Origin of the sequence: Aeromonas sp. SCS5 (genome assembly GCF_001887375.1) — a bacterium.
Taxonomy (GTDB): Bacteria; Pseudomonadota; Gammaproteobacteria; order Enterobacterales; family Aeromonadaceae; genus Aeromonas; species Aeromonas jandaei.
Window position 1 is genome coordinate 147,758 of sequence record NZ_LFCS01000012.1, and the last position, 13,942, is coordinate 161,699.

At 53.0% G+C, this 13,942-nt stretch carries 28 protein-coding genes; all 28 read left to right on the top strand.

The features are described 5' to 3' along the window. Nucleotides 1–240 precede the first annotated feature (240 nt). The 28 genes from rpsJ (at nucleotide 241) to rplQ (ending at nucleotide 13,864) form a co-directional block, all read left to right on the top strand. Complete coding sequence (gene rpsJ / locus BS300_RS16350) at nucleotides 241–552, top strand: 30S ribosomal protein S10 (RefSeq protein ID WP_005307944.1); 312 nt, start codon at nucleotides 241–243, stop codon at nucleotides 550–552. 22 nt (nucleotides 553–574) lie between these two features. After that, nucleotides 575–1,207 carry a 50S ribosomal protein L3 gene (rplC, locus tag BS300_RS16355; protein ID WP_005307947.1) on the top strand — a complete coding sequence of 211 codons (633 nt, stop codon included), beginning with the start codon at nucleotides 575–577 and terminating at the stop codon, nucleotides 1,205–1,207. A 17-nt stretch (nucleotides 1,208–1,224) separates the two neighbouring features. Further along, a complete protein-coding gene (rplD, locus tag BS300_RS16360) occupies nucleotides 1,225–1,830 on the top strand; it encodes a 50S ribosomal protein L4 (protein WP_005340616.1) in 606 nt (201 codons plus the stop codon). Continuing rightward, a complete protein-coding gene (gene rplW, locus BS300_RS16365; protein ID WP_342690021.1) occupies nucleotides 1,830–2,129 on the top strand; it encodes a 50S ribosomal protein L23 in 300 nt (99 codons plus the stop codon). The genes rplD and rplW overlap by 1 nt, the downstream gene beginning before the upstream one ends. 15 nt (nucleotides 2,130–2,144) lie before the next feature. Continuing rightward, nucleotides 2,145–2,966: a 50S ribosomal protein L2 gene (rplB, locus tag BS300_RS16370; protein WP_041209710.1), complete on the top strand. Its 822-nt coding sequence runs from the start codon at nucleotides 2,145–2,147 to the stop codon at nucleotides 2,964–2,966. Between the two features lie 22 nt (nucleotides 2,967–2,988). Continuing rightward, nucleotides 2,989–3,267 (top strand): 30S ribosomal protein S19, encoded by a 279-nt coding sequence (rpsS, locus tag BS300_RS16375; RefSeq protein WP_005307960.1) that lies wholly within the window; start codon nucleotides 2,989–2,991, stop codon nucleotides 3,265–3,267. Nucleotides 3,268–3,277: 10 nt separating this feature from the next. Next, complete coding sequence (gene rplV / locus BS300_RS16380) at nucleotides 3,278–3,622, top strand: 50S ribosomal protein L22 (RefSeq protein WP_005319741.1); 345 nt, start codon at nucleotides 3,278–3,280, stop codon at nucleotides 3,620–3,622. 3 nt (nucleotides 3,623–3,625) lie between these two features. Next, nucleotides 3,626–4,339 carry a 30S ribosomal protein S3 gene (gene rpsC / locus BS300_RS16385; RefSeq protein ID WP_005307962.1) on the top strand — a complete coding sequence of 238 codons (714 nt, stop codon included), beginning with the start codon at nucleotides 3,626–3,628 and terminating at the stop codon, nucleotides 4,337–4,339. A gap of 13 nt (nucleotides 4,340–4,352) precedes the next feature. Next, nucleotides 4,353–4,766 carry a 50S ribosomal protein L16 gene (gene rplP, locus BS300_RS16390; protein ID WP_005340612.1) on the top strand — a complete coding sequence of 138 codons (414 nt, stop codon included), beginning with the start codon at nucleotides 4,353–4,355 and terminating at the stop codon, nucleotides 4,764–4,766. Then, on the top strand, nucleotides 4,766–4,957 hold the full coding sequence (gene rpmC / locus BS300_RS16395) for a 50S ribosomal protein L29 (RefSeq protein ID WP_005307965.1): 192 nt from the start codon (nucleotides 4,766–4,768) through the stop codon (nucleotides 4,955–4,957). The genes rplP and rpmC overlap by 1 nt, the downstream gene beginning before the upstream one ends. Next, nucleotides 4,957–5,205 (top strand): 30S ribosomal protein S17, encoded by a 249-nt coding sequence (gene rpsQ / locus BS300_RS16400; RefSeq protein WP_005307966.1) that lies wholly within the window; start codon nucleotides 4,957–4,959, stop codon nucleotides 5,203–5,205. The genes rpmC and rpsQ overlap by 1 nt, the downstream gene beginning before the upstream one ends. A gap of 147 nt (nucleotides 5,206–5,352) precedes the next feature. Then, the gene (rplN, locus tag BS300_RS16405) at nucleotides 5,353–5,721 is read left to right on the top strand and encodes a 50S ribosomal protein L14 (RefSeq protein ID WP_005307975.1); all 369 of its coding nucleotides are present in this window, start codon (nucleotides 5,353–5,355) and stop codon (nucleotides 5,719–5,721) included. An 11-nt stretch (nucleotides 5,722–5,732) separates the two neighbouring features. After that, nucleotides 5,733–6,050: a 50S ribosomal protein L24 gene (gene rplX, locus BS300_RS16410; protein ID WP_005307977.1), complete on the top strand. Its 318-nt coding sequence runs from the start codon at nucleotides 5,733–5,735 to the stop codon at nucleotides 6,048–6,050. 13 nt (nucleotides 6,051–6,063) lie between these two features. Then, the gene (gene rplE / locus BS300_RS16415) at nucleotides 6,064–6,603 is read left to right on the top strand and encodes a 50S ribosomal protein L5 (RefSeq protein ID WP_033115585.1); all 540 of its coding nucleotides are present in this window, start codon (nucleotides 6,064–6,066) and stop codon (nucleotides 6,601–6,603) included. A 10-nt stretch (nucleotides 6,604–6,613) separates the two neighbouring features. Beyond that, a complete protein-coding gene (rpsN, locus tag BS300_RS16420) occupies nucleotides 6,614–6,919 on the top strand; it encodes a 30S ribosomal protein S14 (protein WP_005340609.1) in 306 nt (101 codons plus the stop codon). A 20-nt stretch (nucleotides 6,920–6,939) separates the two neighbouring features. Further along, on the top strand, nucleotides 6,940–7,332 hold the full coding sequence (gene rpsH, locus BS300_RS16425; protein WP_033115584.1) for a 30S ribosomal protein S8: 393 nt from the start codon (nucleotides 6,940–6,942) through the stop codon (nucleotides 7,330–7,332). 13 nt (nucleotides 7,333–7,345) lie between these two features. Then, a complete protein-coding gene (rplF, locus tag BS300_RS16430) occupies nucleotides 7,346–7,879 on the top strand; it encodes a 50S ribosomal protein L6 (RefSeq protein ID WP_033115583.1) in 534 nt (177 codons plus the stop codon). 9 nt (nucleotides 7,880–7,888) lie between these two features. After that, nucleotides 7,889–8,242 carry a 50S ribosomal protein L18 gene (rplR, locus tag BS300_RS16435; protein ID WP_005340606.1) on the top strand — a complete coding sequence of 118 codons (354 nt, stop codon included), beginning with the start codon at nucleotides 7,889–7,891 and terminating at the stop codon, nucleotides 8,240–8,242. Nucleotides 8,243–8,256: 14 nt separating this feature from the next. After that, the gene (rpsE, locus tag BS300_RS16440; protein ID WP_005342686.1) at nucleotides 8,257–8,757 is read left to right on the top strand and encodes a 30S ribosomal protein S5; all 501 of its coding nucleotides are present in this window, start codon (nucleotides 8,257–8,259) and stop codon (nucleotides 8,755–8,757) included. A 6-nt stretch (nucleotides 8,758–8,763) separates the two neighbouring features. Next, entirely contained in the window at nucleotides 8,764–8,943 is a 180-nt protein-coding gene (rpmD, locus tag BS300_RS16445; RefSeq protein WP_005307985.1) for a 50S ribosomal protein L30, read from the top strand. A 2-nt stretch (nucleotides 8,944–8,945) separates the two neighbouring features. Further along, nucleotides 8,946–9,383 (top strand): 50S ribosomal protein L15, encoded by a 438-nt coding sequence (rplO, locus tag BS300_RS16450; protein WP_033115582.1) that lies wholly within the window; start codon nucleotides 8,946–8,948, stop codon nucleotides 9,381–9,383. Between the two features lie 8 nt (nucleotides 9,384–9,391). Then, nucleotides 9,392–10,720: a preprotein translocase subunit SecY gene (gene secY, locus BS300_RS16455; RefSeq protein WP_005340602.1), complete on the top strand. Its 1,329-nt coding sequence runs from the start codon at nucleotides 9,392–9,394 to the stop codon at nucleotides 10,718–10,720. Nucleotides 10,721–10,747: 27 nt separating this feature from the next. Then, entirely contained in the window at nucleotides 10,748–10,861 is a 114-nt protein-coding gene (gene rpmJ, locus BS300_RS16460) for a 50S ribosomal protein L36 (RefSeq protein ID WP_005319705.1), read from the top strand. A gap of 139 nt (nucleotides 10,862–11,000) precedes the next feature. Further along, entirely contained in the window at nucleotides 11,001–11,357 is a 357-nt protein-coding gene (gene rpsM / locus BS300_RS16465) for a 30S ribosomal protein S13 (protein ID WP_005307991.1), read from the top strand. 14 nt (nucleotides 11,358–11,371) lie between these two features. Further along, nucleotides 11,372–11,761, top strand: a complete 390-nt coding sequence (gene rpsK / locus BS300_RS16470; protein WP_005307993.1) for a 30S ribosomal protein S11 — start codon at nucleotides 11,372–11,374, stop codon at nucleotides 11,759–11,761. A gap of 40 nt (nucleotides 11,762–11,801) precedes the next feature. Further along, complete coding sequence (gene rpsD, locus BS300_RS16475) at nucleotides 11,802–12,422, top strand: 30S ribosomal protein S4 (RefSeq protein WP_005342696.1); 621 nt, start codon at nucleotides 11,802–11,804, stop codon at nucleotides 12,420–12,422. A gap of 25 nt (nucleotides 12,423–12,447) precedes the next feature. Next, nucleotides 12,448–13,437, top strand: a complete 990-nt coding sequence (rpoA, locus tag BS300_RS16480) for a DNA-directed RNA polymerase subunit alpha (RefSeq protein WP_005307997.1) — start codon at nucleotides 12,448–12,450, stop codon at nucleotides 13,435–13,437. Between the two features lie 43 nt (nucleotides 13,438–13,480). Next, nucleotides 13,481–13,864 carry a 50S ribosomal protein L17 gene (gene rplQ / locus BS300_RS16485; protein ID WP_005307999.1) on the top strand — a complete coding sequence of 128 codons (384 nt, stop codon included), beginning with the start codon at nucleotides 13,481–13,483 and terminating at the stop codon, nucleotides 13,862–13,864. The last annotated feature ends 78 nt before the right edge of the window (nucleotides 13,865–13,942 follow it).

Below are 13,942 nucleotides of genomic sequence, written 5' to 3' on the forward strand. Positions count from 1 at the left end.
TAAAATTGCGCACAATCTGTTCGCCTTCACTTGCGCAAATTTGAAAAATCCGTATAATCCCCTCCGCTTGCCCATGAGGCCAGCCAGACGATATGTCTGCTTGCTGAGTGTCCCCTTTGTGGGAACCAGCCATACAGTCTCCCCGATATGGGGAGAAACGTGAAAAATCACACCTCTGGCGGGAGAAATCTCGGTCGGGCGGTGTTGATTTATGTTCTTTTATCTATTGGAGCTCTGTCAATGCAGAACCAAAGAATCCGTATCCGCCTGAAGGCTTTTGATCATCGTCTGATTGATCAGTCCACTGCGGAAATCGTTGAAACTGCTAAGCGCACTGGCGCGCAGGTTCGCGGTCCTATCCCGCTGCCGACTCGCAAAGAGCGTTTCACCGTTCTGATCTCCCCGCACGTCAACAAAGACGCGCGTGATCAGTACGAGATCCGCACTCACAAGCGTCTGGTAGACATCGTTGAGCCGACTGACAAGACCGTAGACGCCCTGATGCGTCTGGATCTGGCAGCTGGTGTAGACGTCCAGATCAGCCTGGGTTAATTACGGAAAGAGGTTGATAACAATGACAATCGGTCTTGTAGGTCGCAAAGTGGGTATGACTCGCATCTTCACTGAAGATGGCGTTTCTATCCCGGTGACTGTTATCGAAGTTGAAGCTAACCGTGTAACTCAGGTCAAATCTGTAGAAACCGACGGCTACAACGCTATTCAGGTTACCACTGGCTCCAAGAAAGCTAGCCGCGTAACCAAGCCGGAAGCTGGCCACTTCGCCAAAGCTGGTGTAGAAGCCGGTCGCGGTCTGTGGGAATTCCGCCTGAACAACGGTGAAACTTTCACTGTTGGTAGCGAGCTGAAAGTAGATCTTCTCGCTGACGTTAAGCTGGTAGACGTTACCGGCACATCCAAGGGTAAAGGTTTTGCCGGTACTGTTAAGCGCTGGAACTTCCGTACCCAGGATATGACCCACGGTAACTCTCTGTCCCACCGTGTACCTGGCTCCATCGGTCAAAACCAGACCCCGGGCCGTGTATTCAAGGGCAAAAAGATGGCTGGTCACATGGGTGCTGAGCGTGTAACGACTCAGAACCTGGAACTGGTTCGTGTTGACGCTGAACGCAACCTGCTGCTCATCAAAGGTGCAGTACCGGGTGCAACCAACGGCAACGTGATCGTTAAACCTGCCGTCAAAGCGTAACGTCTGAGGAGATAGTAATGGAATTGGTAATGAAAGACGCCAAGAGCGCTCTTGAAGTTTCCGAGACTACCTTCGGGCGCGAATTCAACGAAGCTCTGGTTCACCAGGTTGTCGTTGCTTATGCCGCTGGTGCCCGTCAGGGTACTCGTGCGCAGCTGACTCGCTCTGAAGTGTCTGGTGGCGGCAAAAAGCCGTGGCGTCAGAAGGGTACTGGTCGTGCCCGTGCTGGCTCCATCCGTTCGCCCATTTGGCGTTCCGGTGGTGTGACTTTTGCTGCTAAGCCGCAAGATCACAGCCAGAAAGTAAACAAGAAGATGTACCGCGGCGCTATCCGTAGCATTCTGTCCGAGCTGGTACGTCAAGAGCGCCTGATCGTTGTTGAGAAGTTCGGCATCGAAGCTCCGAAGACCAAAGAACTGATCGCCAAGCTGAAAGAAATGGAACTGACTGACGTTCTGATCGTGACTGCTGAAGTCGATGAGAACCTGTTCCTGGCTGCTCGCAACCTGTACAAAGTTGACGTGCGTGACGTTGCCGGTATCGACCCGGTCAGCCTGATCGCTTTCGACAAGGTTCTGATGACTGCTGACGCAGTTAAGCAAATCGAGGAGATGCTGGCATGATCCGTGAAGAGCGTCTGCTGAAAGTTCTGAAGGCTCCGCACATCTCTGAAAAGAGCACCATGGTTGCAGAAAAGCAGAACACTATCGTGTTCAAAGTTGCTGTTGATGCCACCAAGGCGGAAGTCAAAGCTGCAGTTGCGAAACTGTTCGAGGTCGAAGTTGAGACCGTCCGTACCCTGAACATGAAGGGTAAGACCAAGCGCGCAGGTGCACGCGTAGGCCGTCGTTCCGATTGGAAAAAGGCTTATGTGACCCTGAAAGCTGGTCAGGACATCGACTTCATGGGCGCAGCCGAGTAAGAGGAGTTCTGAAAAATGGCAATCGTTAAGTGCAAGCCTACTTCTCCGGGCCGCCGCCACGTCGTCAAGATCGTCAACCAGGAACTGTACAAGGGTAAGCCCTTTGCAGCTCTGCTGGACAAGAAAGACAAAACCGGTGGTCGTAACAACAACGGCCGCATCACCACTCGCCACATCGGCGGTGGTCACAAGCAGCACTACCGTCTGATCGACTTCAAGCGCGACAAAGACGGTATCCCGGCTAAAGTTGAGCGCCTGGAATACGATCCGAACCGTACCGCAAACATCGCCCTGGTGCTGTATGCAGACGGTGAGCGTCGTTACATCCTGGCTCCGAAAGGCCTGAAAGCTGGTGATGCAATCGCTTCTGGTGCTGATGCCGCAATCAAGGTAGGTAACACCCTGCCGATGCGCAACATCCCGGTCGGTTCTACCGTTCACGCTGTTGAGATGAAGCCTGGTAAAGGTGCCCAGCTGGCTCGTTCCGCTGGTACTTTCATCCAGATCCTGGCTCGTGAAGGTAACTATGTAACTCTGCGTCTGCGTTCCGGCGAAGTACGTAAAGTTCTGGCCGAATGCCGCGCTACCATCGGCGAAGTCGGTAACTCCGAGCACATGCTGCGTCAACTGGGTAAAGCCGGTGCAAACCGCTGGCGTGGTATTCGTCCGACCGTTCGCGGTATGGCGATGAACCCGGTTGACCACCCGCACGGTGGTGGTGAGGGTCGTAACAAGGGCATGCAGCCTGTGTCCCCATGGGGCCAGAAGGCTAAAGGCTTCAAGACCCGTAAGAACAAGCGTACCGACAAGTACATCGTACGTCGTCGTAACAAGTAATTGTTAACATAGAGGAATCACCATGCCACGTTCTCTCAAGAAGGGTCCATTTATTGACCTGCACTTGCTGAAGAAGGTAGAGAAAGCGGTGGAAAGCGGGGATAAAAAGCCGGTTAAAACCTGGTCCCGTCGTTCAATGATCATCCCGAACATGATCGGTTTGACCATCGCTGTCCATAATGGTCGTCAGCACGTTCCGGTTTTCGTTACCGAAGAAATGATCGGTCACAAACTGGGTGAATTCGCACCGACTCGTACTTATCGCGGCCATGCTGCTGATAAGAAGGCTAAGAAGCGCTAAGGGATAAATGATGGAAGCTATCGCTAAACACCGTTATGCCCGTACTTCTGCCCAGAAAGCTCGTCTGGTAGCCGATCAAGTACGTGGTCTGTCCGTAGACAAGGCTCTGAACATCCTGACCTTCAGCCCGAAAAAGGCTGCTGTTCTGGTGAAGAAAGTGCTGGAATCTGCCATTGCAAACGCTGAGCACAACGAAGGCGCCGACATCGACGCCCTGCGTGTTGCTACTATCATGGTCGACGAAGGTCCCTCCATGAAGCGCATCCGTCCTCGTGCCAAAGGTCGCGCGGATCGTATCCTCAAGCGTACCGCTCACATCACCGTAGTGGTATCCGACGCTAAGGCTGGGAGATAAGCAATGGGTCAGAAAGTACATCCTAATGGCATTCGCCTGGGTATTACCAAGCCTTGGAATTCTACCTGGTTCGCGAACACCAAAGACTTCGCTGACAACCTGTACAGCGATTTTCAAGTACGCCAGTTCCTGACCAAGGAACTGAAAAACGCGTCCTTGTCCAAGATCACCATCGAGCGTCCGGCCAAGAGCATCCGTGTGACCATTCACACCGCTCGTCCGGGTGTTGTGATCGGTAAGAAAGGCGAAGACGTTGAGAAGCTGCGCAAAGCTGTAGCCACTATTGCTGGCGTGCCTGCTCAGATCAACATTTCCGAAGTCCGCAAGCCGGAGCTGGATGGCAAACTGGTTGCCGACAGCATCACTTCCCAGCTGGAGCGTCGTGTAATGTTCCGTCGTGCTATGAAGCGCGCCGTACAGAACGCAATGCGCCTGGGTGCCAAGGGCATCAAAGTGGAAGTTTCCGGTCGTCTGGGCGGCGCTGAAATCGCGCGTACCGAATGGTACCGTGAAGGTCGTGTGCCGTTGCACACCCTGCGTGCCGACATCGACTACGCAACTTCTGAAGCCCACACCACTTACGGTGTGATCGGCGTTAAAGTTTGGATCTTCAAGGGCGAAGTTCTGGGCGGTCTGGCTGCTGTCAACGCTGCCGCTGCTCAAGAGCAAGCTCCTGCGAAGCCCAAGCGTGACAACAAGCGCCGCGCTGCCAAGTAAGGAGATTCGGTAAATGTTGCAACCAAAGCGTACTAAATTCCGCAAGACCCACAAAGGTCGTAACCGCGGTCTGGCCACCTCTGGTAACGAAGTATCCTTCGGTACCTTTGGCCTGAAGGCGACATCTCGTGGTCAGCTGACTGCTCGTCAAATCGAAGCAGCCCGTCGTGCCATGACCCGTCACGTTAAGCGTCAGGGTAAGATCTGGATCCGTGTGTTCCCGGACAAGCCGATTACCGAAAAGCCCCTCGAAGTTCGTATGGGTAAAGGTAAGGGTAACGTGGAATACTGGGTTTGCCCGATCCAGCCTGGCAAGGTTCTGTACGAGATGGACGGTGTACCTGAGGCTCTGGCGCGTGAAGCGTTCGCCCTGGCCGCAGCCAAGCTGTCTGTTCAGACCACTTTCGTAATTAAGACGGTGATGTGATGAAAGCCCAAGATCTGCGTCAAAAGAGCGTCGAAGAACTGAACCAGGAGCTGCTGGGCCTGCTGCGTGAGCAATTCAACATGCGCATGCAAGCTTCCACCGGCCAACTGGCTCAGACTCACACTCTGAAACAAGTGCGTCGTGACGTCGCACGTATCAAGACTGTACTGACTGAGAAGGCAGGTGCGTAATGACTGACAAAATCCGTACTCTGCAGGGTCGTGTAATCAGCGACAAGATGGACAAGTCCATCACTGTTGCCATCGAGCGCAAGGTAAAGCACCCGATCTACGGTAAGATCATCAAGCGCACTACCAAGCTGCACGTACATGATGAAAACAACGAGTGCAAAGCTGGTGACCTCGTGGAAATCCGCGAGTGCCGCCCGCTGTCCAAGACCAAGTCCTGGACCCTGGTTGCCGTTGTAGAAAAGGCCTAATCGGTACTTTTTAGCCCAAACGGCCCCTTTCAGGGGCCGTTTGTTTTTTAGGCTACCTTTTCTAAAAATCCTGTGTTATAGTTTCGCGCCTTTTGAAGGCAGCCAGATCCCGAAAGGGATAAGAAGTAAACAAAGCGGAGCACTAAGATGATCCAGATGCAAAGTATGCTGGGTGTTGCCGACAACTCCGGCGCTCGCAGTGTAATGTGTATTAAGGTTCTGGGTGGTTCGCACCGCCGTTACGCCGGCATCGGCGACATCATCAAAGTTTCCATCAAGGAAGCTATTCCTCGCGGTAAAGTGAAGAAAGGTGATGTGTATAACGCGGTGGTCGTACGCACCCGTAAAGGCGTTCGTCGTCCGGACGGCTCAGTCATCCGTTTCGACAACAATGCGGCTGTGTTGCTTAACAACAACCAACAGCCGATCGGTACTCGTATTTTTGGCCCGGTGACCCGTGAACTGCGTAATGAGAAGTTCATGAAGATTGTGTCCCTGGCACCCGAAGTACTGTAAGGAGTCGAACGATGGCAGCTAAAATCCGTCGCGAAGACGAAGTGATTGTTCTTACCGGCAAAGACAAGGGCAAGCGTGGCAAAGTCACTCAAGTTCTGATTGCTAAAGGTAAGGTAATCGTGGAAGGCATCAACCAGGTGAAGAAACACCAGAAGCCGGTACCCGCACTGGGTCAGGCTGGCGGTATCGTCACCAAAGAAGCCCCCATCGATGTATCTAACGTAGCGCTGTTCAACTCTGCCACTGGCAAAGCTGACCGCGTTGGTTTCCGGATTGAAGACGGCAAAAAAGTTCGTTTCTTCAAATCCACCGGCGAACTTGTGAAGTAATTGGAGTTTAACGATGGCGAAACTGCATGATTACTACAAATCCGATGTAGTAAGTGAACTGACCAAGCAGTTCGGTTACAAGACTATCATGCAAGTCCCTCGGATCGAGAAAATCACCCTGAACATGGGTGTTGGTGAAGCGATCTCTGACAAGAAATTGCTGGAAAATGCTGCTGCCGATATGGCTGCCATTTCCGGTCAGAAGCCGCTGATCACCAAAGCTCGCAAATCTGTTGCGGGCTTCAAGATTCGTGAAGGCTACCCGATAGGTTGTAAAGTAACCCTGCGTGGCGAGCGTATGTGGGAGTTCCTGGAACGGCTGATCTGCATCTCCGTACCGCGTATCCGTGACTTCCGTGGCCTGAACGCTAAAGCGTTCGACGGTCGTGGTAACTACTCCATGGGCGTGCGTGAGCAGATCATCTTCCCGGAAATCGACTATGACAAAGTCGATCGCGTCCGTGGTCTGGATATCACCATCACCACTTCCGCGAATACCGATGAAGAAGGCCGTGCTCTGCTGGCTGCCTTTAACTTCCCATTCCGCAAGTAAGGTTAGGGTTATGGCTAAAACATCCATGAAAGCGCGCGAAGCAAAGCGTGCCAAGCTGGTAGCCAAGTACGCGACCAAGCGTGCCGAGCTCAAAGCTATCATCGTTGATATGAACGCTTCTGAAGAAGCGCGTTGGGATGCTGTTCTGCAACTGCAACAGCTGCCCCGTGATTCCAGTCCGTCCCGTCAGCGTAACCGTTGCAACATTACTGGTCGTCCGCACGGTTTCCTGCGCAAGTTTGGCCTGTCTCGCATCAAGGTGCGTGAGCATGCCATGAAGGGCGAAATTCCGGGCCTGAAAAAGGCCTCTTGGTAAAGAATCTCGGGAGTTAGACTATGAGCATGCAAGATCCGATCGCGGATATGCTGACCCGCATCCGTAACGGTCAGGCGGCGAGCAAAGTTGCGGTTTCCATGCCTTCTTCCAAGCTGAAAGTGGCTATTGCCAAAGTGCTGAAAGAAGAAGGTTACATCGCTGGCTACACCGTAGCTGGTGACGTGAAGCCGGAACTGGAAATTGAACTGAAATATTTCCAGGGCAAGCCGGTTGTAGAACTGATCCAACGCGTGAGCCGTCCCGGCCTGCGTATTTACAAGCGCACTACTGATCTGCCGAAAGTTATGGGCGGTCTCGGTGTTGCTATCGTGTCCACGTCTAAAGGTGTGATGACCGACCGTGCTGCTCGCAAAGCAAGCATGGGTGGTGAGATCATCTGCTACGTCGCTTAATAGGAGGTCGGAAATGTCTCGCGTTGCTAAGGCACCCGTCACTATTCCTGCTGGCGTAGAAGTGACTCTGAACGGTCAGGAACTGTCCATCAAAGGTGGTAAAGGTTCCCTGGTTCGTTCTATTCACGCCGGTGTAGAAGTGACCAAAGAAGACAATGTACTGAAGTTCGCCCCGCGCGACGGCATCGCTGGTGCTGACGCTCAGGCCGGTACTGCCCGTGCATTGGTCAACAACATGGTAATCGGTGTTACCCAAGGCTTCGAGCGCAAGCTGCAGCTGGTTGGTGTAGGTTACAAAGCCTCCATCAAGGGCAATGCTGTCGCTCTGGCTCTGGGCTTCTCTCACCCGGTAGAGCATGAGCTGCCGGCTGGTGTAACCGCTGAGTGCCCGTCCCAGACCGAAATCGTTCTGCGTGGCGTTGACAAGCAGCTGGTTGGCCAAGTCGCCGCCGATATCCGTGCTTACCGCGCTCCGGAGCCCTACAAGGGCAAGGGTGTACGCTATGCCAACGAGCAAGTGCGTACTAAAGAAGCTAAGAAGAAGTAAGGTAACACTATGGACAAGAAAGCAGCTCGTCTCCGTCGTGCTACTCGTGCTCGGAAAAAGATGCAGGAACTGGGAGCTACCCGTCTGGTTGTTCACCGTACCCCGCGTCATATCTATGCGCAGGTTATTGCAGCCAACGGTTCCGAAGTTCTGGCCTCTGCTTCCACAGTAGAGAAAGCCATCAGTGAAGCTCTGAAATACACCGGTAACGCAGATGCTGCTACCGCTGTAGGTAAAGCTATCGCTGAGCGTGCTATTGCCAAAGGCGTTCAGAACGTATCTTTCGATCGTTCCGGTTTCAAGTATCACGGCCGTATCGCTGCTCTGGCAGCTGCTGCACGTGACGCTGGTCTTCAGTTCTAAGCTAGGAGTCGAAGATGGCTAAAGTCGAATCTCAAGCCGGCGAACTGCAAGAAAAGCTGATTGCAGTAAACCGTGTTTCGAAAACTGTTAAAGGTGGTCGTATCATGTCCTTCACCGCGTTGACCGTGGTGGGTGATGGTAACGGCCGTGTAGGTTACGGTTACGGTAAAGCCCGTGAAGTTCCGGCTGCTATTCAAAAAGCAATGGAACAGGCCAAGCGTAACCTGAACAAGGTTGAGCTGAACAACGGCACCCTGCACCACCCGGTGAAAGGTGTTCACTCTGGTTCCACCGTGTTCATGAAGCCGGCCTCTCAAGGTACTGGTATCATCGCAGGCGGCGCTATGCGTGCTGTTCTGGAAGTTGCTGGTATCCACAACGTGCTGGCTAAGACCTACGGTTCCACCAACCCAATCAACGTTGTTCGCGCAACTGTAGACGCTCTGGTTCACGGTCAATCACCGGAACAGATCGCTGCCAAGCGTGGTCTGCGCGTTGAAGAAATTCTGGGGTAATGCGACATGGCTAACACTGTAAAAGTAACTCAAACTCGCAGCTCTATCGGCCGTCTGCCCAAGCACAAGGCGACTCTGCGTGGTCTGGGTCTGCGTCGCATTGGTCACACCGTTGAGCTGGAAGATACTCCCTGCGTACGCGGTATGATCAACCAGGTTTATTACATGGTTAAGGTGGAGGGCTAAGCATGCGTCTGAACACTCTGTCTCCGGCCGCTGGTTCCAAGCCTGAAAAACATCGTCGTGGCCGTGGTATCGGCTCCGGCCTGGGCAAGACTGGTGGTCGTGGTGTTAAAGGCCAAACCTCTCGTTCCGGTGGCGGCAAAGTTCGCAACGGTTTCGAAGGCGGCCAGATGCCTTTGAAAATCCGTCTGCCGAAGTTCGGTTTCTTCTCTCGCAAATCTTTGGTTTCTGCCGAAGTGCGCCTGAACGAAATCGCCCTGGTAGAAGGTGATGTGGTCGACGTGAGCACTCTGAAGCAAGCCGGTGTTATTACTAAAAACATCGTGTTCGCTAAAGTTGTTCTGTCTGGCAACATTGACCGTGCTGTGACCGTTCGTGGTCTGTCCGTCACCAAAGGTGCACGCGCAGCCATCGAGGCCGCTGGCGGTAAAATCGAGGAATAATCAGTACAATGGCTAAGAAACCAGGATTGGATGTTAAAGCACAGGGTGGTCTGAGTGAACTGAAGAGCCGTCTGCTCTTCGTTCTCGGGGCGATTATCGTTTTCCGTGCAGGCTCTTATGTGCCGATTCCTGGTATTGACGCCGCCGTACTGGCCGAGTTGTTCCAGCAACAGAAGGGCACCATCATTGAGATGTTCAACATGTTCAGTGGTGGTGCACTCTCGCGTGCTTCTATTCTTGCGTTGGGGATCATGCCGTACATTTCGGCGTCGATCATTATCCAGCTGCTGACTGTGGTTCATCCCGCTCTTGCTGAACTCAAGAAAGAGGGTGAATCCGGCCGTCGCAAGATTAGCCAATATACCCGTTGGGGCACGCTGGTTTTGGGAACTTTCCAGGCCATTGGTATTGCAACCGGTCTGCCGAATATGATGCATGGACTCGTGACTAATCCGGGTCTGGGCTTCTATTTCACAGCGGTTGTGAGTCTGGTCACCGGTACCATGTTCTTGATGTGGTTGGGTGAGCAGATTACCGAGCGTGGGATTGGTAATGGTATCTCGTTGATTATTTTCACAGGTATCGTTGCCGGTCTGCCGCATGCCATTGGCGCTACGGCCGAACAGGCACGTCAAGGGGAATTGCACATCCTGCTGTTGTTGTTGCTGGGCTTGATTGTTTTCGCAGTGACTTACTTTGTGGTGTTCGTGGAGCGTGGTCAGCGTCGTATCGTCGTTAACTATGCCAAGCGTCAACAAGGCCGCCAGGTATTCGCCGCGCAAAGCACGCACCTGCCGTTGAAAGTCAACATGGCCGGTGTGATTCCTGCGATTTTCGCATCCAGCATCATCCTCTTCCCGGGGACCATTACCTCTTGGTTTGGTCAGGGCGAGGGTAAAGTAGCCGACATCCTGCAACAGGTCTCTATGGTCCTGCAGCCGGGTCAGCCGCTTTACGAGATGCTCTATGCAGCAGCCATTATCTTCTTCTGCTTCTTCTATACCGCGCTGGTGTTCAACCCCCGCGAGACAGCAGATAACCTGAAGAAGAGTGGAGCCTTTATCCCGGGGATTCGCCCGGGCGAGCAGACAGCACGTTATATCGATAAGGTTATGACTCGCCTGACATTGGCAGGTGCTCTCTATATAACCTTTATCTGTCTGGTACCCCAGTTCTTGATGACTGCCTGGAACGTACAGTTCTACTTCGGTGGCACCTCGCTGCTGATTATCGTGGTGGTTATCATGGACTTCATGGCTCAGGTTCAGACCCATATGATGTCTCATCAATATGGTGATGTCCTGAGGAAGGCCAACCTGAAGGGCTACGGCCGCTAAAGGTCGGCGTAGTTACGGAGTTAAGCAATGAAAGTTCGTGCTTCCGTTAAGGCAATCTGCCGTAACTGCAAAATCATCAAGCGTCACGGTGTGGTGCGTGTGATTTGCAGCGAGCCTAAGCATAAACAGCGTCAAGGCTAATTTTTTACGGTTAGTACTTGCAACAAATAGTTGTGCTGGCTAATATAGCCAGCCAACTTTTGTTGTGTATTGGTTGACCGCCACGTATCCGCTCACGGGCTTTGTGGTGGTCGTAATCTACTATATGTAGGAGTGAATAGTGGCCCGTATCGCTGGCATTAACATTCCTGACCATAAGCATGCAGTCATCGCTTTGACTGCTATTTATGGCGTCGGTCGTACCCGCTCCAAGGCCATCTGTGCCGCAGCCGGTATCGCTGAGAATGTGAAAATTAAAGACCTGGACGAAGCTCAGATCGAGAGTCTGCGTGAACAAGTAGGTAAATTCACCGTTGAAGGTGACCTGCGTCGTCAGATTTCCATGAACATCAAGCGTTTGATGGATCTGGGTTGCTACCGTGGTTTGCGTCACCGTCGTAGCCTGCCTGTTCGTGGTCAACGTACCAAGACCAACGCTCGTACCCGTAAGGGTCCGCGCAAGGCTATCAAGAAGTAACGGGAAGGTAGAAAATGGCTAAAACTCCGACTCGTGCTCGCAAGCGCGTTAAAAAGCAAGTGAGCGACGGTATTGCGCACGTTCATGCATCTTTCAACAACACAATCGTGACCATTACTGACCGTCAGGGCAACGCTCTGTCTTGGGCTACTTCTGGTGGTTCCGGTTTCCGTGGTTCTCGTAAGTCCACCCCGTTCGCTGCTCAGGTAGCTGCTGAACGCGCTGGTGAGATGGCCAAAGAATATGGCGTCAAGAACCTGGAAGTCATGGTCAAAGGTCCGGGTCCCGGTCGTGAGTCTTCCATCCGCGCCCTGAACGCGGCTGGTTTCCGCATCACTAACATTACTGATGTGACTCCGATCCCGCACAACGGTTGTCGTCCTCCCAAGAAGCGCCGCGTGTAACGCTGGTAGCTACTTGGTCTAGGATTGTTGGAGAAAGAAGATGGCAAGATATATCGGTCCTAAGCTTAAGCTTAGCCGTCGTGAGGGCACAGACCTCTTCCTGAAGTCTGGTGTTCGCGCGATTGATTCTAAGTGCAAGATTGACACCGCTCCTGGTCAGCACGGCGCTCGTAAGCCGCGTCTGTCCGACTACGGTGTGCAACTGCGCGAGAAACAAAAAGTTCGTCGTATCTACGGCGTATTGGAAAAACAGTTCCGCAACTACTACCGCGACGCTGCCCGTCAAAAGGGTAACACCGGTGAAAACCTGTTGCAGCTGCTGGAAGGTCGTCTGGACAACGTCGTATACCGCATGGGCTTCGGTGCTACCCGCGCTGAATCTCGTCAGCTGGTGAGCCACAAGGCCATCATGGTAAACGGCCGCGTTGTGAACATTCCTTCTTTCCAGGTTTCCCCTGAGGACGTGATCTGCGTTCGTGAGAAGGCTAAGAAGCAAGCGCGTATCAAAGCTGCCCTTGAGGTTGCTGGTCAGCGCGAGAAGCCGACTTGGGTAGAGGTTGATGCCGCTAAAATGGAAGGTGCCTTCAAGCGCCTGCCGGAGCGTTCCGACCTGTCTGCCGACATTAACGAACAGCTGATCGTCGAGCTTTACTCCAAGTAAAGCTAGCTTCTAAAGAGAGGACACAATGCTGGGTTCTGTAACAGATTTTCTTAAACCGCGGCTAGTTGACATCGAGCAAGTTAGCCCGACTCATGCGAAAGTGACTCTTGAGCCACTTGAGCGTGGCTTTGGTCACACGCTGGGTAACGCCCTGCGTCGTATTTTGCTGTCTTCTATGCCCGGTTGTGCAGTTACTGAAGTCGAAATTGACGGTGTACTGCATGAGTACAGCAGCAAAGAAGGTGTACAGGAAGACATTCTTGAAATCCTGCTCAACCTGAAAGGTATCGCTGTGAAGCTGGAAGGCAAGGACGAGGTAACTCTGTCCCTGACCAAGTCTGGAACAGGCCCCGTTACCGCAGGTGATATCACTCACGGTGATGAAGTCGAGATCGTAAACCCGGAGCACGTAATCTGCCACCTGACTGGTGCCAATGCTGAAATCAGCATGCGCCTGAAAGTTCAGCGTGGTCGTGGTTATGTGCCTGCTTCTGCTCGTGTTCACAACGATGACGAAGAGCGTCCGATTGGTCGCCTGCTGCTGGACTCCGCGTTCAGCCCCATCGTTCGTATTGCCTACAATGTTGAGGCAGCACGTGTGGAACAGCGTACCGACTTGGACAAGCTGGTTATCGACATGGAGACCAATGGTACTCTGGATCCTGAAGAAGCCATCCGTCGTTCTGCCACTATCTTGGCTGAGCAACTGGAAGCCTTCGTGGATCTGCGCGATGTCAGCGTGCCCGAGAAGAAAGAAGAGAAACCCGAGTTTGATCCGATTCTGCTGCGTCCTGTCGATGATTTGGAGCTGACAGTTCGTTCTGCGAACTGTCTGAAGGCAGAAGCTATCCACTATATTGGTGATCTGGTACAGCGTACCGAAGTTGAGTTGCTTAAGACTCCTAACCTCGGTAAGAAGTCCCTGACTGAGATCAAGGACGTGTTGGCCTCCCGTGGTCTGTCTCTTGGCATGCGCCTTGAGAACTGGCCGCCCGCCAGCATCGCTGACGAGTAATCCAGATTACGGGTTTCACAGATTTAGTTAGAAGGATAAGGTCATGCGCCATCGTTTGAGTGGTCGTCAACTGAACCGGAACAGCAGCCATCGTCAGGCTATGTTCCGCAACATGGCCAGCTCCCTGGTTCGTCATGAGATCATCAAGACGACTCTGCCTAAGGCAAAAGAGCTGCGTCGTGTAGTTGAACCGCTGATCACCCTTGCCAAGACTGATAGCGTTGCTAATCGTCGTCTGGCATTTGCCCGCACTCGCGATAACGCGATCGTGGCTAAGCTGTTCAATGAACTGGGCCCGCGCTACCTGGAGCGCGCCGGCGGTTATACTCGCATTCTGAAATGCGGTTTCCGTGCAGGCGACAACGCCCCTATGGCTTACATTGAGCTGGTAGACCGCCCGGCCGCTGCTGAAGCAGCTGCTGAGTGATAAAGAAAAAGCCGGGCTTGTCCCGGCTTTTCTTTTAAGAGATTTTGATACTGCCTCAACTGCCTCAACTGCCTCAAC